The sequence below is a fragment of the Thiomonas intermedia genome (assembly GCF_002028405.1).
GTDB lineage: Bacteria > Pseudomonadota > Gammaproteobacteria > Burkholderiales > Burkholderiaceae_C > Thiomonas > Thiomonas intermedia.
Map to the genome: position 1 here is coordinate 1,443,273 of NZ_CP020046.1, position 26,146 is coordinate 1,469,418.

General features: G+C 66.0%; 30 protein-coding genes. 10 read left to right on the forward strand and 20 right to left on the reverse strand.

Annotation, left to right across the window (positions count from 1 at the left end; all coding sequences use genetic code 11):
* Positions 1–106: 106 nt before the first annotated feature.
* Entirely contained in the window at positions 107–580 is a 474-nt protein-coding gene (locus BVH73_RS06770) for a YqaA family protein (protein WP_245800447.1), read from the reverse strand.
* Positions 581–659: 79 nt separating this feature from the next.
* On the opposite strand from BVH73_RS06770, the gene ilvA reads away from it, so the two are divergent.
* A complete protein-coding gene (ilvA, locus tag BVH73_RS06775; RefSeq protein ID WP_079417281.1) occupies positions 660–2,210 on the forward strand; it encodes a threonine ammonia-lyase, biosynthetic in 1,551 nt (516 codons plus the stop codon).
* Positions 2,211–2,294: 84 nt separating this feature from the next.
* Here the strand turns inward: ilvA and BVH73_RS06780 are convergent, their stop codons facing one another.
* The 4 genes from BVH73_RS06780 to BVH73_RS06795 all read right to left on the reverse strand — a co-directional run bounded on the left by BVH73_RS06780 (position 2,295) and on the right by BVH73_RS06795 (position 5,296).
* Positions 2,295–2,921 carry a DUF4136 domain-containing protein gene (locus tag BVH73_RS06780; protein ID WP_079417283.1) on the reverse strand — a complete coding sequence of 209 codons (627 nt, stop codon included), beginning with the start codon at positions 2,919–2,921 and terminating at the stop codon, positions 2,295–2,297.
* 242 nt (positions 2,922–3,163) lie between these two features.
* The gene (ttcA, locus tag BVH73_RS06785; RefSeq protein ID WP_154048444.1) at positions 3,164–4,078 is read right to left on the reverse strand and encodes a tRNA 2-thiocytidine(32) synthetase TtcA; all 915 of its coding nucleotides are present in this window, start codon (positions 4,076–4,078) and stop codon (positions 3,164–3,166) included.
* Positions 4,075–4,476, reverse strand: coding sequence for a dihydroneopterin aldolase (locus BVH73_RS06790; protein WP_079417288.1), 402 nt, complete (start codon positions 4,474–4,476; stop codon positions 4,075–4,077). Before BVH73_RS06790 ends, ttcA begins: the two co-directional genes overlap by 4 nt.
* Before the next feature lie 10 nt (positions 4,477–4,486).
* Positions 4,487–5,296, reverse strand: a complete 810-nt coding sequence (locus BVH73_RS06795; RefSeq protein ID WP_079417290.1) for an SDR family oxidoreductase — start codon at positions 5,294–5,296, stop codon at positions 4,487–4,489.
* An 18-nt stretch (positions 5,297–5,314) separates the two neighbouring features.
* On the opposite strand from BVH73_RS06795, the gene BVH73_RS06800 reads away from it, so the two are divergent.
* Both BVH73_RS06800 and BVH73_RS06805 read left to right on the forward strand, forming a co-directional pair.
* Positions 5,315–6,547, forward strand: coding sequence for a class I SAM-dependent methyltransferase (locus BVH73_RS06800; RefSeq protein WP_079417292.1), 1,233 nt, complete (start codon positions 5,315–5,317; stop codon positions 6,545–6,547).
* Between the two features lie 7 nt (positions 6,548–6,554).
* Positions 6,555–6,746, forward strand: coding sequence for a DUF2905 domain-containing protein (locus tag BVH73_RS06805; protein ID WP_079417294.1), 192 nt, complete (start codon positions 6,555–6,557; stop codon positions 6,744–6,746).
* On the opposite strand, the gene BVH73_RS06810 is transcribed toward BVH73_RS06805, so the two are convergent.
* Positions 6,727–7,935: an MFS transporter gene (locus BVH73_RS06810; protein ID WP_079417296.1), complete on the reverse strand. Its 1,209-nt coding sequence runs from the start codon at positions 7,933–7,935 to the stop codon at positions 6,727–6,729. The two genes, BVH73_RS06805 and BVH73_RS06810, sit on opposite strands and share 20 nt — an antisense overlap.
* A 97-nt stretch (positions 7,936–8,032) precedes the next feature.
* Here BVH73_RS06810 and BVH73_RS06815 point away from each other — a divergent pair, with 97 nt between their 5' ends.
* Entirely contained in the window at positions 8,033–8,944 is a 912-nt protein-coding gene (locus BVH73_RS06815) for a LysR substrate-binding domain-containing protein (RefSeq protein WP_079417298.1), read from the forward strand.
* A gap of 4 nt (positions 8,945–8,948) precedes the next feature.
* Here BVH73_RS06815 and BVH73_RS16130 read toward each other — a convergent pair whose 3' ends face one another.
* Together BVH73_RS16130 and BVH73_RS16135 are read right to left on the reverse strand one after the other, a co-directional pair.
* Positions 8,949–9,104 (reverse strand): chlorhexidine efflux transporter, encoded by a 156-nt coding sequence (locus tag BVH73_RS16130; RefSeq protein ID WP_342746335.1) that lies wholly within the window; start codon positions 9,102–9,104, stop codon positions 8,949–8,951.
* A 5-nt stretch (positions 9,105–9,109) separates the two neighbouring features.
* Positions 9,110–9,379: a PACE efflux transporter gene (locus tag BVH73_RS16135; RefSeq protein WP_342746333.1), complete on the reverse strand. Its 270-nt coding sequence runs from the start codon at positions 9,377–9,379 to the stop codon at positions 9,110–9,112.
* Positions 9,380–9,476: 97 nt separating this feature from the next.
* Between BVH73_RS16135 and BVH73_RS06825 the strand changes: the two genes are divergently transcribed.
* Both BVH73_RS06825 and dapA read left to right on the forward strand, forming a co-directional pair.
* Positions 9,477–10,334 carry a LysR family transcriptional regulator gene (locus BVH73_RS06825; RefSeq protein ID WP_079417300.1) on the forward strand — a complete coding sequence of 286 codons (858 nt, stop codon included), beginning with the start codon at positions 9,477–9,479 and terminating at the stop codon, positions 10,332–10,334.
* Positions 10,335–10,656: 322 nt separating this feature from the next.
* Positions 10,657–11,523: a 4-hydroxy-tetrahydrodipicolinate synthase gene (gene dapA, locus BVH73_RS06830; RefSeq protein ID WP_079417302.1), complete on the forward strand. Its 867-nt coding sequence runs from the start codon at positions 10,657–10,659 to the stop codon at positions 11,521–11,523.
* Between the two features lie 12 nt (positions 11,524–11,535).
* Here dapA and BVH73_RS06835 read toward each other — a convergent pair whose 3' ends face one another.
* The 12 genes from BVH73_RS06835 to BVH73_RS06890 form a co-directional block, all read right to left on the reverse strand.
* Complete coding sequence (locus BVH73_RS06835) at positions 11,536–12,453, reverse strand: DUF3014 domain-containing protein (RefSeq protein ID WP_079420410.1); 918 nt, start codon at positions 12,451–12,453, stop codon at positions 11,536–11,538.
* Between the two features lie 96 nt (positions 12,454–12,549).
* A complete protein-coding gene (locus BVH73_RS06840; RefSeq protein WP_079417304.1) occupies positions 12,550–12,750 on the reverse strand; it encodes a hypothetical protein in 201 nt (66 codons plus the stop codon).
* A 48-nt stretch (positions 12,751–12,798) separates the two neighbouring features.
* The gene (locus tag BVH73_RS06845; protein ID WP_079417306.1) at positions 12,799–13,020 is read right to left on the reverse strand and encodes a glycine zipper 2TM domain-containing protein; all 222 of its coding nucleotides are present in this window, start codon (positions 13,018–13,020) and stop codon (positions 12,799–12,801) included.
* Between the two features lie 137 nt (positions 13,021–13,157).
* A complete protein-coding gene (locus BVH73_RS06850; RefSeq protein ID WP_169836762.1) occupies positions 13,158–13,796 on the reverse strand; it encodes a BON domain-containing protein in 639 nt (212 codons plus the stop codon).
* A gap of 91 nt (positions 13,797–13,887) precedes the next feature.
* Positions 13,888–14,103, reverse strand: a complete 216-nt coding sequence (locus tag BVH73_RS06855; protein ID WP_079417309.1) for a CsbD family protein — start codon at positions 14,101–14,103, stop codon at positions 13,888–13,890.
* A 58-nt stretch (positions 14,104–14,161) separates the two neighbouring features.
* Entirely contained in the window at positions 14,162–14,323 is a 162-nt protein-coding gene (locus BVH73_RS06860) for a DUF1328 domain-containing protein (protein ID WP_079417311.1), read from the reverse strand.
* 404 nt (positions 14,324–14,727) lie between these two features.
* The gene (locus BVH73_RS06865; RefSeq protein WP_079417313.1) at positions 14,728–16,113 is read right to left on the reverse strand and encodes a glycerate kinase type-2 family protein; all 1,386 of its coding nucleotides are present in this window, start codon (positions 16,111–16,113) and stop codon (positions 14,728–14,730) included.
* 21 nt (positions 16,114–16,134) lie between these two features.
* Entirely contained in the window at positions 16,135–17,025 is an 891-nt protein-coding gene (locus BVH73_RS06870; protein WP_079417315.1) for a 2-hydroxy-3-oxopropionate reductase, read from the reverse strand.
* A 34-nt stretch (positions 17,026–17,059) separates the two neighbouring features.
* Positions 17,060–17,833, reverse strand: coding sequence for a hydroxypyruvate isomerase (hyi, locus tag BVH73_RS06875; RefSeq protein ID WP_079417317.1), 774 nt, complete (start codon positions 17,831–17,833; stop codon positions 17,060–17,062).
* Between the two features lie 10 nt (positions 17,834–17,843).
* Positions 17,844–19,598: a glyoxylate carboligase gene (gene gcl / locus BVH73_RS06880; protein ID WP_079417319.1), complete on the reverse strand. Its 1,755-nt coding sequence runs from the start codon at positions 19,596–19,598 to the stop codon at positions 17,844–17,846.
* Between the two features lie 316 nt (positions 19,599–19,914).
* Positions 19,915–20,106, reverse strand: a complete 192-nt coding sequence (locus BVH73_RS06885; protein WP_079417321.1) for a 4-oxalocrotonate tautomerase — start codon at positions 20,104–20,106, stop codon at positions 19,915–19,917.
* A gap of 38 nt (positions 20,107–20,144) precedes the next feature.
* Positions 20,145–21,275 (reverse strand): 3-deoxy-7-phosphoheptulonate synthase, encoded by a 1,131-nt coding sequence (locus BVH73_RS06890; RefSeq protein ID WP_079417323.1) that lies wholly within the window; start codon positions 21,273–21,275, stop codon positions 20,145–20,147.
* A 541-nt stretch (positions 21,276–21,816) separates the two neighbouring features.
* Here BVH73_RS06890 and BVH73_RS06895 point away from each other — a divergent pair.
* The 4 genes from BVH73_RS06895 to ychF are packed head-to-tail and all read left to right on the forward strand — an operon-like array spanning position 21,817 to position 26,146.
* The gene (locus BVH73_RS06895) at positions 21,817–23,058 is read left to right on the forward strand and encodes an efflux RND transporter periplasmic adaptor subunit (protein WP_079420412.1); all 1,242 of its coding nucleotides are present in this window, start codon (positions 21,817–21,819) and stop codon (positions 23,056–23,058) included.
* Positions 23,059–23,077: 19 nt separating this feature from the next.
* On the forward strand, positions 23,078–24,289 hold the full coding sequence (locus tag BVH73_RS06900; RefSeq protein ID WP_079417325.1) for an ABC transporter permease: 1,212 nt from the start codon (positions 23,078–23,080) through the stop codon (positions 24,287–24,289).
* A 4-nt stretch (positions 24,290–24,293) separates the two neighbouring features.
* Positions 24,294–25,007, forward strand: coding sequence for an ABC transporter ATP-binding protein (locus BVH73_RS06905; RefSeq protein ID WP_079417327.1), 714 nt, complete (start codon positions 24,294–24,296; stop codon positions 25,005–25,007).
* A 47-nt stretch (positions 25,008–25,054) separates the two neighbouring features.
* The gene (ychF, locus tag BVH73_RS06910) at positions 25,055–26,146 is read left to right on the forward strand and encodes a redox-regulated ATPase YchF (RefSeq protein WP_079417329.1); all 1,092 of its coding nucleotides are present in this window, start codon (positions 25,055–25,057) and stop codon (positions 26,144–26,146) included.

Genomic DNA, 26,146 nt, shown 5'->3' on the forward strand with positions numbered 1-26,146 from the left:
GGCGCATGGACAGTGCCGCGCAACGAACTCCCCCTCCCAACCTCCCCCACGCTGTGGGGGAGGCGTATTGGCTCCCTCTCCACGGGTTGGGAAGCGCCGTCTCCAACTAGAGCGCCAAGGCCAGACCGGCGACAGCGATGTAGCGCAGACTGCGGCCGAGCAGCATCCACCCGGCGCAGGCCCAGGCGTTGATCCGCAGCCAACCGGCCACGACCACCAGGGCATCGCCTATGCCGGGCACCCAGGCCAGCACGGTGATGGGCGCGCCCCAGTGGCGCACCTGAGGCGCCCAGCGCCAGGCGTCGGGGGTCTGCCAATGGCGCACCCAGCGCCCGAGGGCATAGGTGGTCATGCCGCCGACTGTGTTGGAGAGCGTGGCCACGACCACGGCCAGCGCGGTGTGCTGCGGCTGTGCCGAGATCACCACGAGCAGCACGGCTTCGGAGCTGAAGGGGATGAGCGTGGCGGCGGCAAAACTGAGCGCCGCCAGCACGTACAGCCCGGACGGGCCGGAGGCGGACTGCAGCAGCGCATGCCATGAGGCCACGGCGGCGCCCACCCACTCGGCGGGGATCAGCACGGCAGGGTTTGAAACAAGGGCTGAAGGGCGCAAGGGGCAGGGTTCATAGAATCGGCTCTTTTGCTCTGGGAAGATCCAAATGGCCGCGAAGCATACCGACTATCTGCAGCGTATTTTGAACGCACGGGTGTATGACGTGGCGATCGAGTCTGCGCTGGAGCCCGCGCGCAACCTGTCGCGCCGTCTGCACAACAAGGTGCTGTTCAAGCGCGAGGACACGCAGCCGGTGTTCAGCTTCAAGCTGCGCGGGGCGTACAACAAGATGTCGCGGTTGACCGAGGCTGAACGCAAGCGGGGCGTGATCTGCGCGTCGGCCGGGAATCATGCTCAGGGCGTGGCGCTGTCGGCGCACCGGCTGGGTTGCCGCGCGGTGATCGTGATGCCGGCCACGACGCCGAAGGTGAAGATCGACGCGGTGCGTGCCCTGGGAGGCGCCAGCGTGGACGTCGTGCTGCAGGGCGAGAGCTACAGCGATGCCTATGCCCACGCGCTCACGCTGCAGGACAAGCAGGGGCTGACCTTCGTTCACCCCTTCGACGACCCCGACGTGATCGCGGGCCAGGGCACGATCGCCATGGAGATCCTGCGGCAGCATCAGGCGCCGATTCACGCGGTGTTCTGCGCCATCGGCGGCGGCGGGCTGATCTCGGGCGTGGCCGCTTACATCAAGGCGGTGCGGCCGGAGATCAAGGTGATCGGGGTGCAGACGGTCGATTCCGATGCCATGCTGCGCAGCGTGCAGACGGGCCGCCGGGTCACGCTGTCCGAAGTGGGGCTGTTCTGCGACGGCACCGCGGTGAAGCAGGTCGGGCGCGAGACCTTCCGCCTCGTGCGCGATCTGGTGGACGATTTCGTCGTGGTCGATACCGATGCGGTGAGCGCCGCGATCAAGGACGTGTTCGAAGACACCCGCAGCGTGCTGGAGCCCTCGGGCGCCATGTCGGTGGCCGCCGCCAAGGCCTATTGCGCGCAGCACAAGCTCAAGGGCGAGACTCTCGTGGCCGTGACCTGCGGGGCGAACATGAACTTCGACCGCCTGCGCTTCGTCGCGGAGCGCGCGGAAGTGGGCGAAGCGCGCGAGGCGCTGTTCGCCGTGACCATCCCCGAAAAACCCGGCAGCTTCCGTCGCCTGTGCCGTCTGGTGGGCGCGCGCAACGTGACCGAATTCACCTATCGCATCAAAGGCCCGGAGGCGGCGCATGTGTTCGTCGGCCTGACGGTGAACGGCCGCGACGATGCGCAGAAGATGGCGCAGACCTTCGAGCGCTCGGGCTATGGCGTGCTCGACCTGACCGACAACGAACTGGCGAAGGTGCATGTGCGCCATCTGGTGGGCGGCCCCGCCCCGCGCGGTCCGCAGGGGCAGAGCATGGCGGAGAACGAACGCCTGCTGCGCTTCGATTTTCCGGAACGCCCGGGCGCGCTGCTGCGTTTCCTCGACGCCTTGAGCCCGGACTGGAACATCAGCCTGTTCCACTACCGCAATCAGGGCGGCGACAGCGGCCGGGTGCTGGTCGGCATCCAGGTGCCTCCGGCGGACAAACGCGCGTTCAGCCGCTTTTTGCAGCAACTCGGCTATCAATACAGCGAAGAAACCGACAACCCGGCGACGAGATTGTTCTTGAACTGAGAACGTCACACTCCCGGCCTCCCCCACTGCGTGGAGGCGGTGAGAACACGCTCTCCCCACAGGTGGGGAGATTGGAGTCAGCACTCAGCGCGGGAACAGAACCTTGTGTTCCCCGTACTCTGAAGGGAAGCCGCGCAGCGCGGCCTGCGCCAGCGGCAAGGCCACGGACGCCAGCCCGCGCTCGTAGCCGCCGGTCGTGGCGTGCGACTGCCAGATCAGCGCGCCGGTGGCGGTATCGCGGATTTCCAGCGAGAGGCTGCGGTCGTAGTAATTGGGCGGCGGCATCCAGCCGAACATGCCCCCGCCCCAGCCGCGGTATCCGCCGGGGAAATACACCGTGCCATTGGGCAGCAGCACCGGAGGCGGCCAGACCGAGGGGCCGTAGGTGGCCTCCAGATCGAGACGCACGGTGTAGGTGTAGCGCGCGGTGTAGGGTGCGGGCGCCCCCAGCAAGGGCACCATGCCGGCCTGGGTCATGGCGTCGAGCACGGCGGTCTGAAGGGCGTAGGCGTCGGCGCTGTCGGCATTGCCGGGCGCGGCCTGCACCTGCACCTTGGCCCCCACCAAGGCCTGCGGCGCGGGGTTGGGCGTCACGACCGTGGCGCGCAGATCGGTGAGGCTGGCGCAACCGCCGAGCAACAGTGCGGGCACCAGCAACAGGCCGATGCGGGCGCAATGCCAAAGGCGGGTCAGGCTATCGGGTAAGCGCATGGCATGTTCTCCTTGTTGATCCGCAATTGTGAAGGGGCGACGGGTTCATGGTCCACGCCATGCGACAGACTCCCCCTCCCAACCTCCCCCACAGGGTGGGGGAGGAGGAGAAGGCGCTGCGCGTGATCTGCATACGCCCCTCCCAACCTCCCCCACAGGGTGGGGGAGGAGGAGAAGGCGCTGCGCGTGATCGGCGGAATCCCCCCGAACCGACCCGCCGCGATCCCTATGCGCCATTCGGGTCAAAACCATTGGATCGATTGTGCGCGCGGGCGTTCCTCGGTGCTCGCACAGGGTTCGGCATCAAAGGCGATGTCGCCCGCCGGATCGGGCACGCCCGTGGCGCGCAGGCTGGCGAAATCGAACAGGCTGCGGTCAGCCAGGTGCGAGGGCACCACCTGCGTGAGCGCGTTGAACATGGTCTGCGCGCGGCCCGGAGACTCGCGTTCCCACTGCCGCAGCATCGCCTTCACCTGTTTGCGCTGCGCATTCTCCTGGCTGCCGCACAGGGTGCAGGGAATGAGCGGAAAGGCGCGCAGCTCGGCCCAGCGCTCCAGGTCGGCTTCTTCGACATAGGCCAGCGGCCGGATGACCACGTGTCGTCCATCGTCGCTCACCAGCTTGGGCGGCATGCCCTTGAGCTTGCCGCCGAAGAACAGATTGAGGAAAAAGGTTTCGAGGATGTCGTCGCGATGATGGCCCAGCGCGATCTTGGTGGCGCCGAGCTCACCCGCGACGCGGTACAGAATGCCGCGCCGCAGCCGCGAACACAGCCCGCAGGTGGTCTTGCCCTCGGGAATGATGGACTTGACGATGGAGTAAGTGTCCTGCTCCTCGATGTGAAAGGGCACGCCGCGGCTCTTGAGATAGTCGGGCAGCACATGTTCGGGAAAGCCGGGCTGTTTCTGGTCGAGGTTGACGGCAACCAGGTCGAAGTCGATCGGCGCGCGTTCGCGCAGACTCAGCAGGATGTCGAGCATGGCGTAGCTGTCCTTGCCGCCGGACATGCACACCATCACCCGGTCGCCCTGCTCGATCATGTTGAAATCGACCACGGCCTGCCCGATGAGGCGGTGCAGCCGCTTGGAAAGCTTGTTGTCCTCGAACTGGCCCTTGTGCGCCGAGCGGTAGGTGGCAGCGGCTTCTGCGGGAATCATGGCTGCAAATCCTTCACATGGAACACTTCGACGCCCACACTCTCGCAATCGGGATAGACATCGGGCTTTTCGGTCGACACGCGCACGGCTTTCACGCGCGGATGTTCGAGCATGATGCGCGCCACGTCGTCGCACAGGGTCTCCTGCAGATGAATGTGGCCGCGGGCAATGCGCGTGGCGATGACGCTGCGCATGAAGTCGTAGTCGACCACTTCGTCGAGCTTGTCCTGCTGCGGCGTGGACATGGCCAGCGGAATGAACAGATCGACATTGATGAGCACGCGCTGCTCGGCGCGTTTCTCGAAGTCGTGCACGCCGATGTTGATGTTGACCTCGTAGTTCTGCAAGAACAGGCGGCGGCAGGCGCGAAGGGCGGGGTGCGACAGGGCGCTGAACATGATGGGATTCCTAAATTGAAGGGCTGGCCTGCTCGCGCACGGCGAACAACACATCGCGCCCGGTGCCTGCCAGATGCTGACCGCCATCGACCAGCAGCGTGGTGCCCGTCATGGCGCGGGCCTGCAGTGCGAAAAGCACGGCCTGGGCCACGTCTTGCGGCGTACTACCGCGCTGCAGCGGGGTGCGGCTGTGCACACGGGTGAATTCATCTTCGGTCATCGGCCCTGAAGGCAGCATCAGGCCGGGCGCCACCCCCACCACCCTCAGCGTGGGCGCCAGCGCCTGGGCCAACGCCACCGTCGCGGCCTGCAGCGCCGCCTTCGACAAGGTGTAGGAGAGATAGTCGGGATCGGGGTTGCTCAGCTTCTGGTCGAGCAGATTGACCACGCAGCCCTGCGCTTCTCGCGCACGCAGATGCGCATGCAGCGCCTGCGCCAGCAGCACCGGGGCGATGGTGTTGACCTGGTAATGCTGCTGCGCCGCCTGCACGCTGAAATGCTGGGCATCGTCGAAGGCGAACTCGGCGGCGTTGTTCACCACGGCATCGATCCTCCCCAGGGCCGCCACCGCCTGCGGCAGCAGGCCCTGAACGGCAACCGGTTCGAACAGATCGGCGCGCACGGCATGCGCCCGGCCGCCCAACGTCCGCACCTCGGCGCAAACGGCCTCGGCGGCCTGGGCCGAGCGGTGGTAGTGCACCGCCACATCCCAGCCTTGCGCCGCGAGATGCAGAACGATTTCCCGCCCCAGCCGGTGCGCACCGCCGGTCACCAGCACGCAGGCTCGTGAACCGTGGGATGGCGTGGCATTGGGCTGCATGCTTTCTAGAATGAACAGATGAACGAACAGCCGACAAGTCTACCGGCACCCGCCCCCCTGGCGCTGGAGCGCAGCGCGCAACTCCTGGCGCAACTGCGGGCCGCGCTGCATGCGGGCGGCGGCTGGCTGCCTTTCGATGCCTACATGCAGCAGGCGCTGTACGCGCCGGGGCTGGGCTATTACACCGGGCAGGCGGGCCAGTTCGGCGACTTCGGCAGCGACAGCGACTTCGTCACCGCGCCCGAACTCTCCCCGCTGTTCGGCCGCACCCTGGCCACTCAGGTGGCGCAAGTGCTGCAGCACCACGAACTGCACACCGTGGTGGAGTTCGGCGCGGGCTCGGGCCGGCTCGCCGCCCAGGTGCTGGGCGAACTCGATCAACTGGGCTGCGCCCCGCGGCAATACGCCATTGTGGAAGTCTCGGGCGCGCTCAAACATCGCCAGATGGACACCTTGCGCCACGCCGTGCCCCACCTGTTTGAGCGCGTGCAGTGGTGGCCGGCCCTGCCCGAAGCCTTCGAGGCTGTCGTCATCGGCAATGAAGTGCTCGATGCGATGCCCGTGAAGCTGCTGCACAAGCACGCCAACGGCTGGATGGAACGCGGCGTGGCGCAAGAGGGCGACGACCTGGTCTTCGCCGACCGCGCGACCACCCTGCTGCCCCCCGCGCCCGAAGCGCAGGCGCTGCCCATCGGCGCCGTGACCGAGATCCACCCCCAGGCCCTGGGCTTCGTGCGCACCCTGGCCGACCGGCTCTCGCGCGGCATCGCGCTGTTCATCGACTACGGCTTCCCCCAGCACGAGTACTACCACCCGCAGCGCCACATGGGCACACTGCAGGCGCACTACCGCCACCGCGTGCTCGACGACGTGCTGCTGTGGCCCGGCCTGGCCGACCTCACCGCCCACATCGACTTCACCGCCCTCGCGCTGACCGCGCAAGAAGCCGGGCTCGACGTGCTCGGCTACACCAACCAGGCCCATTTCCTGATGAACTGCGGACTGCTCGACCGGGTTGCCGACGCGCTGGCCGCCGGCCCCGAACCCGTGGCCCCGAGCAGCACCGCCGCCCTATGCGCCACCACGGCCGCGTCCGGCGGCTCGCATTACCTGCGGCAGACCGCCGCCGTCAACAAGCTGTTGGGCGAGAGCGAAATGGGCGAACTGTTCAAGGTCATCGCCCTGGGCCGCGGAGTGAACGCCCACGCCCTGCGCGGCTTCGCCCGCGGCGACCGCACCCACACCTTGTAGGCCCAACGTGCGCTGGCTGATCATTTTCATCCTCGCGTCCATCGTGTTTTCAGCGCTGCTGCCGCATCTGCGCCGCTTCGGCATCGGCCGCATGCCGCTGGATTTCACCATCCGCCTGTTCGGCCGGGAGTGGATCTTCCCCTTCGGATCAAGCCTGCTCCTGTCCTTCCTGGCCTACGTCATCGCGCGGCTGGTGTAGCCCAGACCTTCCATGCCACGACCCCGATGACCAGTTGCGCGACCAGCACCAGGGCCACGCACCCCGCCCAGCCCGCATGGGCCCAGAGCCAGGCCGGGCCAAAGGCCCCAACGCTGCCGCCAACGTAGTAGCACAGCACGTACAGACCGACGGCCGATGAGCGGGCCTGGCCCGCGAGGACCGGCACCTGCGCCGTCGCCATCGACTGCGCGATGAACACGCCGCCCGAGCTGAGCATCAGCCCGAGCACAATGGCCCAGACCGGGCTGAACAGGGTCAGCACCATGCCTCCGCTGCCCAAAACCACCGCGGCCATGAACACGCGGCGCTTGCCGAAGGTCCACGCCAGTTTGCCCGCCAGCGGGGTGGCGATCATGCCCACCAGATACACGGTGAACAGTAGGCTCAGGTCCTTGAGGTTGAAGTGATAGGGCGCCGCCGCCAGGTGAAAGCTCACGTAGGTGAAAGTGCAAACCTGAGAGAACAGAATGCCGAAGCCGATGGCATAAGTGCCCAACAGGCCGGGGTTGCGCAGATGCAAGGCAAACCCGGACAGCGCCACGCGCAGGCCGCCGTGGTTGGCCGCAAACCGACGCGAGGCGGGCAGGCCCCGGGCGATCAGCACCAGAAACAGCAGATTGATCGCCCCCAGCACCACGAAGGCCGCCTGCCAGCCGGCGTGCGCAGTCACCATGCCCGCGATGAAGCGGCCGCAGAAACCCCCGGCCACCGAGCCCGAGATGTAGAGCGCGGTCACCGCCGGCACGTCGGCGGGCTGCCATTCCTCGCTGATATAGGCCACCGTGGCCGTGAACACGCCGGGGATGCACAGACCTTCGATGGCCCGCCACACCAGCAATCCATGCAGGGAATGGCTCGTCGCCGCCAGCAAGGTGGACAGCCCCAGCCCCGCGAGCGACACCAGCAGCACCCGCTTGCGGCCGAAACGGTCCGCGGCGATGCCCGAGAACGGCGCCGCCACCGCCACCGCCAGCGTGGTGACGGTGATCGTCAGGCTGAGCTCGGCCACACTGGCGTGGAACACGGCCTGCAGGCTGGGCAGCAGGCCCTGCGTGACGTACATGGTGAAAAACGCGCACATGCCCGCCGCCGTCACGGCGGCACGGCGCAGCCATTCGGGCGGGCCTGCGGCATCGTGAAGCGACGGGGACAAGGTGGTGGTGGACATGACGGGAGCCGGGCTGCGAGGGCCCGTTGACCACAGCTTACGGTCGGCGTTTCCATATGTGAAATATCATTTTCTGAAACTTTGATTTGATTTCGATATGGACTTGCGCCACCTGCGCTACTTCGTCGCCGTTGCCGAGGAACGCCATTTCTCCCGGGCCGCGCAGCGCCTGCACGTCTCGCAGCCCCCGTTGAGTCAGCAGATCCAGGCGCTCGAAGCCGAGCTCGGCGTGCCGCTGTTCACCCGTGGGCGCGGCGGCGTGCAGCGCACGGCCGCGGGAGACGCCCTGCTGCCGCTGGCGCGCGCCATCCTCGACGCCGTCGAACACGCGATGACGCAGACACGCCGCGTCGGCCGGGGCGACGCTGGACGGCTCACCGTGGGTTTCGCCGGCTCCATGCCCTTCACCGACGTCATGCCGCGTCTGCTGCGCGACTACCGCGCCGCCTGGCCGCAGGTGACGCTCGATCTGCGCGAGCAGCCCTCGCAAGCCCAGATTGACGATCTGCTGGCCCACCGTATCGACCTCGGCTTCATCCGCCCCACGACGCTGATGCACGACGCCCGCCTCGCCACCCTGGTGGTGCAGCGCGAGCCGTTGCTGGCCGCCGTCCATAGCGATCACCCCCTGGCCACGCAGCCCGCAGTGAGCCTGGCCGACCTGCGGGACCAGCCTTTCGTCCTCTACAGCGCCCGCCTCGGCTCGGGCCTGCGAGAGCAGACCCTGGCGCTGTGCGCCCAGGCCGGCTTCGCCCCGCGCATCGCGCAGGAAGTGCACGAAATGCCCACCCTCATCGGCCTGATCTCGGCCGGGCTGGGCGTGGGCATCGTGGCCGCCTCGATGCAGCGCGCCCAGTTGCCCTTCGTCACCTATCTCCACCTGCATGACGAGAACGTCACGACCGACGTGCTGCTGGCCTGGCGCCGGGACGACGACACCCCGCCGCTGCGCAATTTCTTGAAATTGGCAACGGTTACGCCACTCTCGAACGCACCCCTTTCAGGGTGAGACTTCAGAATTCACATCGCGATCTCGTGACTGAAGCACGCACACTGTCATAGGCCCAGTGATAGATGTACGTATAAGGCAAGAAGAACAGCAGCAGGCCTATGTCGAGCATGACGGCAGCAACGAGACTGATGCCCAGCCACAACGCCGCCAAGGGCACTGTGATCAAGAACAGCCCCCCTCGAAGAGCGCAGCATGCGCAACACGCCAAACCCAGCCCAAATGCAGCGCATGCCGATTTGCATAGCGGTCAAATGTCGCATTGAAGATCACATTCCATACGACCGCGATGAGACTGTTTGCCACGGTGAGCACACCCATTTGCAGCCACGGGGTGCCCATCACCCATGCGAACAGCGGCGTGCTGAGGAGGATGGCCAAAACTTCAAATCCAATCGCTTGAAGCACGCGTTCATGAGGTGATTTGTCGGGCATGGCAAGCGATCAAAAAGGACTCAAGGAAAATGCTTGCCATCATCCCCACATTTATCGATACTTCATAGTTACTTAGTATCGTATAAATTGATAGATCATGTTCCCTAGTTCCGAAGCCCTGCTCGCTTTTGCCGAGGCGGCAAAGCTGGGTTCCTTCTCTGCTGCGGCACTCAAGCTGGGCAAAGGTCAATCAACCATTAGTACGGCGATTGCCAATCTGGAGATTGATTTCGGCTTGGTGTTGTTCGACCGGAGCGGCCGCAAGCCAACGCTGACGCAACAGGGCGAAGCCATGTTGCGTCACGCGGAAGATGTGCTAAGGGCTTACAGCCGCTTGGGCCAAGCTGCCAACACTTTTGTCTCTGGCCATGAGCCACGATTGAGCGTGGCGCTATCAGACACCTACCAGTCGGATCGATTCGAGGAGGCTCTGAACTCCTTTGGAGAACGCTTTCCCGAGACCGAACTGGAATGCCTGATCGCGGAATGTGACGACCTCGTGACCTTGATCCAAAGCGGGCGTGCCCAAATCGGCTTTGTTGAGCAGCAACAGAGCTACCCGGCCGACATCTGCGCCAGGCCAGTGCCGGAACAAACCGAGATCGCCTTATATGTCGCCAGATCACATCCGCTTGCTGAACAAAAGTGGATCCAGGCCGACATGCTTTTGCAATATCGCGAGCTACGGCTCTCCACAGTGCTTGGAGCGCAAACGTCTTTGTCACATGGCCGCTCCTGGTCTGCTCCCAGTTATTTGATGTTGATGGAAATGGCCCAACGTGGCTTTGGCTGGGCGGCCTTGCCACGATGGCTGGTCGAACGATTTGGAAGAGACTCGCTATACGAACTCAGGCTGCAGGCCTGGCCCCGGAACATCGTGGTTGATGCGGTTTGTTCCAGGCGCCAACCGCTAGGGCCTGCTGGAGCCTGGCTACTGGAAGCGATGCTGTCGTGAAATGACTGGTTCCATCAAATCACGTTCAATTCGCGTCACTCGAAAGGCCACGCCGTGAGATTGCACGCCTGATGCTTTTGCGCAATCTTGTTGAGTCACTATAGACTGTTGCGATGCGCCAACCCGCCTCCACCCTGCCCTCCGCTTTCGCCACCCGATGCGTGCGAGATGCGGTCTGCGCATCCCAACCCAAATCCCAAAAACAGCCGCTCATCTGACCGGAGCGCTGTTCCGTCAGATCGACGGGACGGCGGACAGGCGGCACTCCTTCTCCAACCTGCGATCTGATCGGTTCTTCTCGGTCATGCTTTGGAGAAATCGCATGTCTTCTGGATTCACGGGTATCTGGGTGCCCCTGGTCACCCCCTTCACGCCTGACGGCCACGCCGTCGATCACCACGCCCTGCGACAACTGGTGGCGCGCCTTCGGGAAGCGGGTGTTTCCGGCTTTGTCGCTCTGGGCACGACAGGCGAGCCCGCGGCACTCGATCTGCAGGAGCAGGATGCGGTGCTCGCCACCGTGTTGGACGCGGCCAGCAGCACGCCTGTGGTGGCCGGGCTGTCGGGCAACCACAGGCCGACGCTGCATGCGCGTGCGCGACACCTGGGCACGCTGCCGCTGGCGGGCTTGCTCGTCCCCGCGCCCTATTACGTGCGTCCGGGACAGGACGGCATCCGGCGGCATTTCCTGGAATTGGCCGATGTCAGCATCCATCCGCTGATCGTTTACGACATTCCCTACCGGACTGGCGTGCCGATCCACGCCGACACGCTGCTGTCGCTGGCGGAGCACCCGCACATCCGGGCCGTGAAGGACTGTGGCGGCGACCTCGAAAAGACGCTGGCCGTGCTGGCCGACGGAAGGTTGCAGGTGCTGGCTGGCGAAGATCTGCAACTGTTCAATGCGCTCTGCCTGGGAGCCAGCGGCGCCATTGTCGCCAGCGCCCATCTGCATACCCCGCGCTTCGTGGCGCTGTACCGCGCCCTGTGCGAGGACCGCCTGTCGCTGGCGCGCGACCTTTTCGCATCGCTGGCGCCCTGCATCCGTGCCTTGTTCAGCGAACCCAATCCAGGGCCGGTCAAGGCGGCGCTGGCCGAACAGGGGATGATGTCCGACACCGTGCGCCCGCCGCTCGGCGCGGCGGGTACGGCGTTTCTGACGCGGTGGCGTCAGGTGTGCGACAACTGAAACCCGGTTCGATCACGGCGCAGACGCTGCGGCGGGCTCCATCTTCGCCAGCAGCGCCTGACGGAACTGGCGCAGCCAGGCCTTGACGGCGCGCTCGTTGTCCAGCCCCATGCGCATGAGGATCTTCTGGCCTGCTGGCGCCGATTCGTGGGCCGGGTCGGCGTAGGTGTAAAGAACCCCTTGAGCCGCGCGTTCGCCGCCAGGCACATTGGGCTGGCGCAGCAGCACCGGCGCCTGCGGCTCCGGGGCCTGCAGCAAGCTGGCGATGACAGCGAGCAAACGGTCGTTGAAGGCGCTGTGGGGATGGCCCAGCTCGCGCCAGGCCTGCTGGCAAAGCGGGGCTAGACGCAGGTAAACCTCGACCGCGCTTGGCGCTTCGATGCCGGTCAGGATGCGTACGTAAGGGGCATAGCGGCGCGCGTTGTCCGGCGCCAGCGCCAGTTCGCTCCCCTGCCCCGTGACGCGCAGCGCGCCAGGCAGGGGGCGCACCGGCCAGACCTGCATCGGCACGGTCTGCCGGGTCAGGTTGTCCACCGTGGCGACCAGGTGCACGATGAGATGACCCGGCACCAGCCACGCCAGGCCCGGCTTGCCGACCAGCCCGCCGAGTTCGCGCAGGGCCAGGGTATCGCTGTCGCGCAGCTCGGGCAGCGATGCGGTGCTTGCGGGCAGACGCAAGGGCGCGGAGGCCGCCGAAGCCACTGGCGAGGGAGCGCTGCTGGCCGCAACGGGCGGGATCGACGCCTGCGGTGCGGAGGCCGCCTCGGGGCTCACCTTGGTAGGGTCCATCCAGGCGCTCGCCCACGGGGGCAGACGATCGCGCTCGACATAGCCCAGCGCGAGCAGCGCCAGGATCAGCAGCACAGCGACCATCCAGCCGATGCGGCGGGGCGGCGGCGGACGCAGAGGATCGTCAGAGGGGGATGGCATGGGCGGCATGAGGGTGGGATCGGAGTGTCTTGCGCCAGGCGCCAGGCGCTCAGGCACAGCAGACAGGCCGCTGCGCTGGCGCCAGGCCCATCGCGCTCAGTTGTCGCCCTTGGCGGTGTCCTGAATCTTTTCGCCCGCCTTCTGCACCTGCTGGCCGGCCTGGGCTGCCGCGTTGTCGATCGCCTTGCCCGCCTTTTCGGCAGGGCCTTCGGGCTTCTGACAGCCCGACAGCCCGCCGACCAGACTCAGCGCCAGCAGCATGGCCAAGGCGCCATGTTTTCGTTGGAGGTGATTCATGATGGACTCCCTTCAAGTGAACGAGTGAACGCGGTTCGTCGACTCATCTTATTTGCCGATCTGATTGCCGATGACCCCGCCCACCGCGGCGCCGCCCGCCGTGCCGATGCCGCTGCCGCCTGAGAGCACGGCCCCGCCGACGGCGCCGATGCCCGCGCCGATCGCGGTGTTTTTGTCACGCGCACTCATATTGGCGCATCCGCCCAGGCCGACCAACAGGGCCAGGGCCACGGCGGCACCCGCCGCCCGGGTTGTTTGCTTGATCTGCATGATGATCTCCTTCTCGTTGGGTCCTCGCCGTGTGTCGCGGGGGGAGGAAACGGTGGCGGGATTGCGCCCGCACCTTGAGGCCGGATCGGGCCGAAGCCCGCGTCCTGCTTCTATCGATCCGATCAGGTCACAAACGTTCAAGATTTGCCGACCGTGAGCGCCTGAGTGTTGACCGCCTTGACGCCGTCGATATGCCCGGCCGTGTTGACCGCTTCATCAAACTGCTTCTGACTTGGCAGCAGTCCGGCCAGCACCACCACGCCTTGGCGCGTGCTGACGTTGATCCGCATCGATTTCAGATCGGGGGCGGCCAGCAGCGCAGCCTTCACCTTCGCGGTGATCAGACTGTCCGCCACGGCATCCCCCGCCTTGTCGGCGGCGTGCGCGACTTTTTCGCTCGCACTCACGCCAGCGTTCGAGTCGAGCACGAGTTGATCATCGACGCGGCTCACGCCGCTCACCCCCTGCACCACATGCACGGCCTCGCGACGCGCGCTGAGATCGCGCACCTGGCCGGTCAAGGTCACCACGCCTTGTTGGGTTTCGACGTGGATGGCGGTGGACTTGGTCTTGGCGTCCATCAACAGCGCGGCCTTCACCTTGGTCGTGAGGGCGGCATCGTCGACGCTCTGCCCTGCGGCGGCAGCGGACATCCCGCTGGAAGCTGCCTGCGATGCCGGGGCCAATGGCATGGCAAGCGCCAGCACGGCAGCCGCGCCAGCGGCGGCAGATTTCAGGAAGGGGGTTTTGCGCATGACGTTCGAGTTCTTATTCATGAGGTTTCCTTTCGTGTTGAGGGCAACGCGGAGCAATCCCCTCGCGCGCTGCCGGCCCGTGCCGGGCCGCTGGATGAGCGACCCGCAGGCGTCAGGGTCGATCCGCGTCCTTGAGACGATCTTCCCAGTCTTTGACCTGCTTCTCGGCCGCCTCTTTGGCGAGGCCATAGCGCTCCTGCAGTACGCCAGCGAGTTTGTCGCGCTTGCCAGCGACCACTTCCAGGTCGTCATCGGTGAGTTTGCCCCACTGCGTGCGGACATGACCCTTGAGTTGCTTCCAGTTTCCTTCGATTTGATCCCAGTTCATATCAATTCCTTTCGAGATAATGGTCGGTCAGATGACACGGAAAAGCATGATGACCAGCTCATAATCGTTTGCGTCCCGTGATCAGGGATACGACGAAGAGCACAAGGAAAATCAGGAACAGGATTTTGGCAATGGATGCCGCCGTCCCTGCGATGCCAAAAAATCCCAGGAATCCTGCGATGATGGCGATGATGAGAAAAGTCACGGCCCAACTCAGCATGCTGATGCTCCTTTCTGAAAAGAGAACAGTTTCCCCGGCGAGTGCCATGAAGATGGGAGGCACTGAATTCGCCAAGACGGATGCGAAATCCGTATGTGGGGGAGAGGTCGAGGGGTGAAGAAGTCGCTCGGGCTAGGTTGGAGCGACAGGGCGGCGATTAGTCGTCCCTTGCACTTAAATATAGGCCGCTAACCCTGGAATACAAATGCTTTTTTGTAATTATATGTAACTTGCAAAAATGATCATTCAGCAAAGACCATAATTGAAATTTATTTACACATATTCATTATGTCGTCAAACAGCCTATGCGCATATCCATCATGGCTTCATGGTTTTTGACACCATGGACGCGGCGCCACGCAGCCACTCTGGCAAGCCGCAAGGCGGCGGCGAGGGTGCCGCGCTCAGCGCACCAGCAGGGCGCGGAAGTCGTTGACGTTGGTGTAGGTGGGCCCGGTCACCAGCAGATCACCCGTGGCGGCGAACAGGCTGTAGGCATCGTGGCCGTCGAGAAACGTGCGGGGCTTCAACCCGGCGGCACGGGCCCGGCCGAGGGTATCGGGCGTAATCCAGGCCCCGGCGTTGTCTTCACTGCCGTCGATGCCGTCGGTATCGCCCGCGAGCGCCCAGACGCCCGCCTCACCCTCGAGAGCCAGGGCCAGGGCGAGCAGAAACTCGGTGCCGCGCCCGCCCTTGCCGTGGGGGCTGCCCTTGGCCACGCTCACGGTGGTTTCGCCGCCAGAGAGAATGACGCAGGGCTTGGCGAAGGGCGTGCCGTGACGCGCCACACTGCGCGCCAGTGCGGCGTGCGCCTGGGCGATGTCGCGCGACTCGCCTTCCATGTCGTCGGCCAGGATGTACGCAGGCAAGCCAATCTGGCGACAGGCCTCGGCCGCGGCTTGCAGCATCTGCCTGGGGGTGGCGATGAGTTCGACCCGGTTGCCGTTGAATGCGGCATCGCCCGGCTTGGGCGTTTCGAGCGCGCCGCTTTGCAGCCCGGCGCGGATGCTCTCGGGAATGCCGATGCCATAGCGATCGATGATGGCCAGCGCCTGCGCGCAGGTGGTCGGGTCGGGCACCGTGGGCCCGCTGGCGATGACGTCCGGATCGTCGCCCGGCACGTCGGAGATCAGCAGGGTGAGCACCTGGGCCGGGGCGCAGGCCGCGGCGAGGCGCCCGCCCTTGATCGCCGAGAGGTGCTTGCGCACGCAGTTCATCTCGCCAATGGTGGCGCCGCTCATCAAAAGCTCGCGGTTGATGCGCTGTTTGTCGGCCAGGCTCAGCCCCTCGGCCGGCAGGGGCAGCAGCGCCGAACCGCCGCCGGAGACGAGGCAGATGACGAGATCGTCCGCGGTGAGAATGCCCCCCACGCTCGCTTGCGCTCGCTGCCCCCCGAGGGGGCTCTCCCCGCCTTGAGGCGGCTCGGCGGCGGTGAGCCCCTGGGTGAGCGCCAGCATGCGCCGCGCGGCCGCCTCGCCCGCGGCGTCGGGCACGGGATGGGCGGTCTCGACCAGTTCGATGCGGCCCGGCCTGCCGCGAAGCGCAGGCGGCACGTAGCCGTAGCGCGTGACGACCAGACCTGAAACGGGCGCGTCCTGCGGCCAAAGCCTATCGAGGGCCTCGACCATGGCGCCGCTGGCCTTGCCGGCACCGATCACCAGAGTACGGCCCTTGGGCGGCGGCGGCAGGCAAGCCGCCATGACGTCGCGCGGTTGCGCGCGGGCCACGGCCACGTCGAACAAGGCGCGCAGAAACGCGACGGGCTGGGCGGAGGCGTCGGGCAGGGTCATGGGAAGGAGGTTGCGGCCGCCTCAGGCATCAGGCGCGATGGTGTGATGGCTCATCAGCTCGACGGCACGACAGAGCGCTGAGTGATCCAGAGCCTCCATGCCATTCGCGGCGCAGGTGGAAAACAGCTGCTGCGCCACGGCGGTGTTGGGCAGCGCCACGCCGAGTTGTTTCGCGCCCGACAGCGCCAGATTCAGATCCTTCTGGTGCAGATTGATGCGGAAGCCCGGCTGGAAGGTGCGCTTGACCATGCGCTCGCCATGCACTTCGAGAATGCGCGACGCCGCGAAGCCGCCCATCAGCGCCTGGCGCACCTTGGCCGGATCGGCCCCGGCCTTGCTGGCGAACAGCAGCGCCTCGGCCACGGCCTGGATGTTGAGCGCGACGATGATCTGGTTGGCCACCTTGCAGGTCTGGCCGTCGCCATTGCCGCCCACCAGGGTGATGTTCTTGCCCATGAGTTTGAACAGGGGCTCGACCTTGTCGAAGATGTCCTGCCTGCCGCCCACCATGATGGTGAGGCTGGCCGCCTTGGCGCCGACCTCGCCGCCGGAGACCGGCGCGTCGAGATACTCGCAGCCCAGGGCGTTGATTCTCTGGGCGAAGGCCTTGGTCTCCATCGGCCCGATGGAGCTCATGTCCACCACGATTTTGCCCGGCGCCAGCCCCTGGGCCACGCCGTCTTCGGCGAACAGCACCTTTTGCACATCGGGCGTGTCGGGCACCATGGTGAAGATGATGTCGGCCTTCTGCGCCACCTCGGTGTTGCTGGCGCAAGCCTTGGCGCCCGCTTCGAGCAGGGCCTGCGGCAGCTTGCTGCGGCTGTGCACGTAGAGCGTGTGCCCGCCGGCCAGCAGATGCCCCGCCATCGGCGCGCCCATGATGCCCAGCCCGATGAATCCAAGAGTAGCCATGCGAATCTCCGTGTTGATGTGAACGTGTGTTGTTTTACAGACCGGCCAGCCAGCCCAGGCCAGCCGTGGTGGTGGTCTTGGGTTTGTATTCGCAGCCGATGTGGCCGGTGTAGCCGATGCGGTCGAGATGCTGGAACAGGAAGGCGTAGTTGATCTCGCCCGTACCCGGCTCAAAGCGGCCGGGGTTGTCGGCCAGCTGAATGTGAGCGATGCGCGGCAGGTGCTTTTGCATCGTCGCGGCCAGCTCGCCTTCCATGCGCTGCATGTGATAAATGTCGTATTGGAGAAACAGGTTGTCGCTGCCCACCTCGTCCATCAGTTGCAGCGCCTGGGCCGTGCCGTGCAGGTAGAAGCCGGGAATGTCGAAGGTGTTGATCGGCTCGATCAGCAGCCGGATGCCGTGGGGCTGCAGTTGCGCGGCGGCGTAGCGCAGGTTCTCCACCAGGGTGGATCGCAGCGCGGCGGGGTCGGCCCCCGCGGGTACCTTGCCGGCCAGACAGTTGAGCTGGGTCACGCCCAGGGCGCGGGCGTAGTCGATGGCGCGGGCCACGCCCTCGCGGAACTCGGCCACGCGATCGGGCAGGCAGGCGATGCCGCGCTCGCCCGCGTCCCAGTCGCCCGCGGGCAGGTTGTGCAGCACGATCTGCACGCCCGCCTCCTGCGCCGCGTTGCGCACCTGCTGCGCGGTGTGGGCGTAGGGGAAGAGAAATTCCACCGCCTTGAAGCCGGCCTTGGCGGCCGACTCGAAACGGTCGATGAAGGGCTCTTCGGTGAAGAGCATGGTGAGGTTGGCGGCAAATAAGGGCATGTTGGGCTCCTCAAACTTCGGCGGTTTGCAGGTCAACGACGGGATCGAACTCGGTGATGGCGTCGATTTCGCCCCCCATGGCGATGTTCGTCACGCGCTCGAGAATGATTTCGACCACCACGGGCACGGCATAGTCCTTCATCAACTGCCGGGCCTGCGCCAGCGCCGGCTGGATCTGGTTCGGGTCGAACACGCGAATGGCCTTGCAACCCAGGCCTTCGGTCACCTTGACGAAGTCGATGCCGTAGCCGTTGACCTCGGGCGAGTTGACGTTGTCGAACGAGAGTTGCACGCAGTAGTCCATGTCGAACTGGCGCTGGCCCTGGCGGATCAGGCCGAGGTAGGAGTTGTTGACCACGATATGAATGTAGGGCAGCTTGAACTGCGCGCCCACTGCCAGCTCCTCGATGAGAAACTGAAAGTCGTAGTCGCCGGAAATCGCCACGACATCGGCCGTGGGATCGGCCACGCGCACGCCCAGCGCAGCAGGCAGCGTCCAGCCCAGAGGACCGGCCTGGCCGGCGTTGATCCAATGACGCGGCTTTTCCACCTTGAGGAGCTGCGCCGCCGCGATCTGCGACAGACCGATGGTGGTCACATAGCGCGTGTCGGCATCGAAGAACTCGACCATCTCCTTGTAGACACGGTGGGGCTTGATGGGAATCTGCTCGTAATCCCACTTGCGCAACATCGTCAGCACGCGCTCGCGGCAGGCCGCAGCCCAGGCGCTGCGGTCTTTGAGTTTGCCCGCGGCCTTGCGCTCGCGCGCCACGTCGATGAACAGCTCCAGCGCCGCCTTCGCATCGGAGACGATGCCGTAGTCGGGCATGAACACCCGGCCGATCTGCGTGGGCTCGATGTCCACGTGCACGATCTTGCGGCCCTTGGTGTAGACCTCGGGCGAGCCGGTGTGGCGGTTGGCCCAGCGGTTGCCGATGCCCAGCACGAAGTCGGACGCCAGCAGATTGGCGTTGCCGCCGCGATGACTGGTCTGCAGGCCCACCATGCCGCCCATCAGCGGATGGCTGTCGCCCATGGCGCCCCAGCCCATCAGCGTGGGAATCACCGGCACGCCGGTCAGCTCGGCGAACTGCACCAGCAGTTCGGAGGCGTCTGCATTGATCACGCCGCCTCCGGCGACGATCAATGGCTGCTCGGCGGCGTCGAGCATGTCCAGCGCCTTCTCGACCTGCGCCCGCGTGGCCGTGGGCTTGTAGACCGCCAGCGGCGCGTAGGTGTCGGGATCGAACTCGATCTCGGCGAGCTGCACGTCCAGCGGAAGATCGATCAGCACCGGCCCCGGACGGCCCGAGCGCATCACATGGAAGGCCTGCTGAAACACCCGCGGCACCAGCGCGGGCTCGCGCACCGTCACCGCCCACTTGCACACGGGCTTGGCGATGGACTCGATGTCCACGGCCTGGAAGTCTTCCTTGTACAGCCGCGCGCGCGGGGCCTGGCCGGTGATGCACAGAATGGGAATGGAATCGGCGATGGCCGAATACAGCCCGGTGATCATGTCGGTGCCCGCCGGGCCCGAGGTGCCGATGCACACGCCGATGTGGCCGGGCGCGGTGCGGGTGTAGCCCTCGGCCATGTGCGAGGCGGCCTCGACGTGCCGCGCCAGCACATGCGCGATGTGGCCGTTCTTGCGCAGCGCGGAATAAAGGGGGTTGATCGCCGCGCCGGGCACGCCAAAGGCTTGATGCACGCCTTCTTTTTCCATCACCAACACCGCGGCATCGACCGCGCGCATTCTGGCCATGACTCATTCTCCTGATCGTGGGTCCGCGAAATCGACGCGGAACTTGGGCATGGGGTGAGTCTATTGGCGCATCGCGTCACTGTTAATAGCAACGACAAGCGAATGATTCGATACTTTTTGATGACCAATCAGCCGCGCGCTTCTTGACCCGACATGCAGAAGAATGAAGGAATTCATGGACCTCACCGTGCAACGCCTCCCCTCCACCTCCCCCGCCGGGTGGGGCGCAGGCTCAAGCTCCAACGCACCGGACCCTCGTTGAGGAACAGACTGGGCGGCGCACGCGAGGCTTGTTCAGCATGGCCGCAAGCGCCGCTCAATCACGCGGTTCGCTCCAGAGTTTGCCGCCGGTGGCCCAGTGCGATTTGGGCACTTCGTTGAGGATGATGTCCACGGCCTCGGGCGAACACTTGAGCGTCTCGACCACGGCTTGAGTGAGGTTCTGGACGAGCTGCTTTTTCACCTCGGGGCTGCGGCCCTCGAAAAGGTCGATGCGGATGGCGGGCATGGTTGCTCCTTGAAAGTCGGTCAGGATGAGTGCGCAGCTTACTTGGCCGCCTTGTGTTTGCGCCGCGCCTTCACCCCATCGGCCAGCACCTGCATCAGCTCGACGGAATCGTCCCACGGCAGGCAGGCGTCCGTGATGCTCTGGCCGTAAGTGAGCTGGGTCGGATCGTCCTTGCCCGCGCTGAATTTCTGCGCTCCGCCGACGAGATGGCTCTCGGCCATGACACCAAAGATGCAGCGTTCGCCCGCGGCGAGTTGCGCCGCAATGTCGCGCGCCACGTCGAGCTGGCGCAGGTGCTGCTTGGCGCTGTTGGCATGCGAACAGTCGATCATCAGGCGGCAGTCGAGCTTGGCCTCTTCCAGCGCGGCGCAGGCCTCGCGCACGCTCGCGGCGTCATAGTTGGGCGTCTTGCCGCCGCGCAGGATGACGTGGGTGTCCTTGTTGCCGCGGGTCTGCACGATGGCCACCTGGCCGTTCTTGTGCACCGACAAAAAGGAGTGCGGACGGCGCGCGGCGTGAATGGCGTCGATGGCGATGCGCAGGCTGCCGTCGGTGCCGTTCTTGAAGCCGATCGGCGCCGACAGCCCCGAAGCCAGTTCCCGGTGCACCTGACTTTCGGTGGTGCGCGCACCGATGGCGCCCCAGGAAATGAGATCGGCGATGTACTGCGGCGAAATCACGTCGAGGAATTCGCTGCCCGCGGGCACGCCCAGACGATTGATGTCGATCAGCACCTCACGGGCGATGCGCAGGCCTTCGTCGATGCGGAAACTCTCGTCCAGATACGGGTCGTTGATCAGCCCCTTCCAGCCCACGGTGGTGCGCGGCTTCTCGAAATACACCCGCATGACGACTTCGAGTTCGCCGGCATGCTGCCTGCGCAGCTCCGCCAGGCGTCGCGCATAGTCGAGCGCGGCCTTGGGGTCGTGAATGGAACAGGGGCCGATGATGAGCAACAGCCGGTCGTCCTCGCCATGGATGATGCGATGCAGGGCATGCCGGGTGTCGCTCACCAGCGTTTCCACCGGCGTGTCGGCGATGGGGAAAAAGCGGATGAGATGCTCGGGCGGCGGCAGAGGCACGATGTGCTTGATGCGGGCGTTGTCGGTGCGGGAGGTCTTGTCCTCCTGCGGTTTGTGCAGAGACTCTGCGGCGGATTTGGGCTGCATCGGAAGCTCTCCTGCGGGCGGGATGGACATGGAAACCGCTGAAAACGCAGCGGATTCACGGACTGGGGAGGGGTCGAACATGGGATCGGTGCCTGGGTTCACTTCCCGCTTTGGCGTCGTCCCGGCACGAAAAAAAACCGCCGGGCTGGGCCGGCGGTTTTCGAGGATTTGTGGGCTGCGCGTCAGCCTCTCCCTCCGCCGGTGCGGTGCGAGAAGAACCAAAAACCAAAAAAATAAAAGCGGCTGAAGGTCATGGCTGGGCTGGGCGCTGTGTGCGATACCTGTATTGATTGAAGCAGAACCGCAACACCCTGGCAAGTCCGGGGCTTGTTTCGCCACCGGCCGCTGCCGCTTTCCGCTGTCGATTTGTCGCAACGCAACCGCGCTGGCTTTCCTTGACGCAGGTCGGCACAGAACCATGCCGGGCTCTCTATGATGATCCGTCTCCCCGATACAGCGGGTGACGGCGTCGTGTCCCTTCGATGGCAGAGGCTCGACACGGCGCCCCCATCCGGCTCCCGGACCTTTGATCTGGCTCACCATGTCCTCCACGCCCACCCACCCCTCCCGCCCCCTCTGGCCGCGTCTGGCCTGGGCGCTGCTTCTGCTGGCCCTGCTGGCCGCGGCGCTGTGGTGGCGCAGCCGCCCGCCCGAGGTCGACGGCTACCGGATCGAAGCCCGACCTTTGATCCAGAATGTGGTGGCGACCGGCTATGTCATCACCCCCTCGCGGGTGCAGGTGGCCAGCGAGATCACCGGCACGGTGATCAAACGCCTGGTCGACCGCGGCGCGCAGGTCAAGGCAGGCCAGGCCCTGCTGGAGCTGCGCGGCGACCAGTCGTCGGCCCAGCTCGACCAGGCGCGCGCGGCGCTGCGGCAGATGATCGAACAGTCTCGTCCCCAGGCGGCGGCGGCTCTGGCGCAGGCCAGGGTGCAGGTCGAGCAGGCCGAGCGCGATCTCCGGCGTGCGCAAGGGGTGTTCAAGGCCGGCGGCGGGTCGGCGCAGCAGCTCGAACAGGCGCAGACCAGTTTGCGCACCGCGCAGCAGTTGCGCGACAGCGCCCTGGCGGCCTACAACGCGGTCGTCCCGGGCGGTGCGCAGCAGCGTGCGCTCGAGGCGGCTGTTCAGGCGGCCCAGGCGGTGAATGCGCGCAACGTGGTGCGCGCCGGCGTGGCCGGGGTGGTGCTGTCGCGCAATGTCGAAGTCGGCGATACGGTCACGCCCGGCGAATCGCTGTTCACGCTGGCGATGGACGGTGCCACCGAGATCCTGTTGCCCGTCAACGAGCAGAGCATCGGCCATCTGCAGCCCGGCCAGCAGGCCCGTTGCGTGGCCGACGCCTACCCCGACCGCAGTTTTGCCGCGCAGGTGAGCTTTCTGGCCCCGCAGGTGGATCGCACCACGGGCACGCTGGAAGTGCGCCTGCGTGTGCCGAAGCCGCCGTCCTGGCTGAGGCAGGACATGACGGTGTCGGCCGACATCATCACCGCGCAGCAGCAGAATGCTCTGGTCGTGCCCAACGACGCCCTGCGCCAGATCCACGCAGACCGGGCCACGGTGCTGGTGCTGCGCAAGGGCCGCGCCGAGCCGCAACAGATCACCTTGGGCCTGCAGGGACTGACGCTCTCCCAGGTGACCTCGGGCCTGTCGGCTGGCGAGACGGTACTGGGCGGCGCCAGCCTGGCCGAGGGCAGTCGCGTGCAAGCGAAGCTGCTGCCGCTGCCCACCGCAACGGCCAGCGCGTCGCCGACCGGCAACGACCTGCCGATGCCGGGCCGCTGAGCCCTCAGCCGACGCCGTCATGCGCCTGTCCTGGTCCATCGCACTGCAATTTCTGCGGGATGGGCGCGCCCAGTCGCTGCTCATCCTGGTGGGCATCGCCGTGGGTTCGGCAGTCATCGTGTTCATCACGGCGCTGGTCACGGGGCTGCAGGGCAATATCGTCGAGCGCACCCTGGGCAGCCAGCCGCAGATCGTGGTGAAGGCGCCCGATCTGGTGCCGCTGACGCCGTCCAATGCGGACGCGCCGCGTTCGACCGTGTACCTGTCGCGCATCGACCCGCGGCCGCAGCGCCTGCGCGGCATCGACAACGCGCCCGCCGTGTTGAACGCTTTGCGCACCATGCCCGACGTGAAGGCCGCCACCCCGGTGGTGTCGGGCCCGGCTTTCGCCCAGCGCGGCAACGCCGTGCGCGCCGTGGCCATCCTCGGCATCGAGCCGCGCAGCTATGTGCGCATCATTCCCGTCAACACCGACATGGTGGCCGGACAGTTCGCCGTGGGCGCGGAGAAAATTCTGATCGGCTCGCGGCTGGCGTCCGACCTGGGGCTGTCGATTGGCGACACCTTGCGCCTCACCGGCCCCTCGGGCCAGGCCCAGGCGTTTCGCGTGGCCGGCATTTTTTCTCTGGGCGTACGCGATGTCGACGAGCGCCAGGTCTACCTCGGCCTGCAGCAGGCGCAGACCCTGCTGGGCCTGCCCGGCGCCATCACCGAGATCGACCTGACGGTGCGCGAACTGTTCAGCGCCCAGGCCATCGCGGCCCGTATCGCCCGCACTTTCGACCTCAAGGCCGAGAGCTGGATGACTACGAACAGCCAGTTGCTCAACGCCCTGCGCTCGCAATCGCTGTCGACCAACATCATCCGGCTGTCCATCGCGCTGTCGGTAGCCCTGGGCATCGCCAGCGTGCTGGCGGTCAGCGTGGTGCAGCGCACGCGCGAAATCGGCATCCTGCGCGCCATGGGGGCCACGCGCCTGCGCATGATGTCGGTGTTTCTCATCCAGGGCGGCGTGCTGGGCCTGATCGGCTCGGCGGTGGGCGCGGCCCTGGGCATTTCGCTGGTCTATGTCTTCAACCACGCCGGGCCGCGGCTTTTCCCGGTGACCGTCAGCCCGTGGCTGGCGCCGCAGGCCATGCTCATCGCCACGCTGGCCGGCATCGTGGCGGCCTATGCCCCAGCGCGGCGGGCTTCGCATCTCGACCCGGTCGAGGCCATCCGCACGATCTGACGCCATGTCCAGCCCGCCCGCCACCCCCGTGCTGCACCTCAGCGGCCTGCGCAAAGCCTATGGCGCCGGGACGCCGCTCGAAGTGGAAGTGCTGCATGGCATCGACCTCACGTTGCAGGCCGGCGAATTCGCCGCGCTCATCGGCCCCTCGGGTTCGGGCAAAAGCACCCTGCTCAACCTCATCGGCCTGCTCGACACCCCGACCCGCGGCGAGATCCAGGTGCAGGGCCGCCCCACGGTGGCGCTGAGCGACGCCGAACGCACCGCCCTGCGCGGACGCTCCCTGGGCTTCGTCTTCCAGTTCCACCATCTGATCAATGCGTTTACCGTCATCGACAATGTGATGATGCCGGCGCTGCTCGGCAGCGCGCCGCGCGATGCGGCCACCCGCGACCGCGCCCTCGAACTGCTCGATGCGGTCGGGCTGGCGCGGCATGCCCTCAAGCGCCCAACCGAACTGTCCGGCGGCCAGCAGCAGCGTGTGGCCATTGCCCGGGCGCTGATGATCCGCCCGCCCATCCTGCTGGCCGATGAGCCCACGGGCAATCTCGACTCTCGCAGCGCCGACGACGTTTTCGCCCTGTTCCGCCGCTTCAATCAGACCTTTGGCTGTGCCGTGCTGCTGGTGACGCACGATCCACGCATCGCCGCCCGCTGTGACCGCGTCCTCGAACTGCTCGACGGCCGCCTGGTGCGCGACACCGGCGCCGCGCCCTAGAATCCTGCCTTTCGCGCCGGGTTCTGGCGCCCCCACCCCGAGACACCATGAGCCTGAAATGTGGCATCGTGGGCCTGCCCAACGTGGGCAAGTCCACCCTCTTCAATGCGCTGACCCAAAGCGCCATTCCGGCGGAAAACTATCCCTTCTGCACCATCGAGCCCAACACCGGCATCGTCGAGTTGCCCGACTCGCGGCTCGACCAGCTCGCCGCCATCGTCAAGCCGCAGCGCATTCTGCCCGCAGTGGTCGAGTTCGTCGATATTGCCGGACTTGTGGCCGGGGCAAGCCAGGGCGAAGGTCTTGGCAACCAGTTTCTGGCGCACATTCGCGAGACCGATGCCATCATCAACGTGGTGCGCTGCTTTGAAGATCCGAACGTGATTCACGTGGCGGGCCGGGTCGATCCGATCTCGGACATCGCCGTGATCCAGACCGAACTTTGCCTGGCCGACCTGGGCACGGCCGAGAAGAGCCTGCACCGCATGAACAAGCAGGGGCGCTCGGGCGACAAGGATGCCAAGCGCGTGGCCGACCTGCTCGAACGCATCATTCCCGCGCTCAACGAGGCGCGCCCGGTGCGCGCGCTGGGGCTGAGCGCCGAGGAGCTGGCCCTGATCGCGCCGCTGTGCCTCATCACGGCCAAGCCGGCCATGTTCGTGGGCAATGTGATGGAGGATGGCTTCGACAACAACCCCCACCTCGACCGTCTTCGCGACTACGCAGCCAAGGAAAACGCCCCGGTCGTGGCCATCTGCGCCAAGCTGGAGAGCGAACTGGCCGGGCTCGATGCAGACGAGAAGCAGGCCTTCCTCGCCGATCTCGGCCAGGACGAACCCGGGCTGAATCGCCTCATCCGAGCGGCGTTCAAGCTGCTTGGCCTGCAGACCTACTTCACCGCCGGGGTGAAGGAAGTCCGGGCCTGGACGGTACGCATCGGCGCCACGGCCCCGCAGGCTGCCGCGGTGATCCATACCGATTTCGAGCGCGGCTTCATCCGCGCCCAGACCATAGCCTTCGACGACTTCATCCAGTACGGCGGCGAGCAAGGCGCCAAGGACGCCGGCAAGATGCGGGCCGAGGGCAAGGACTACATCGTCAAGGATGGCGATGTGCTGCACTTCCTGTTCAACGTCTGA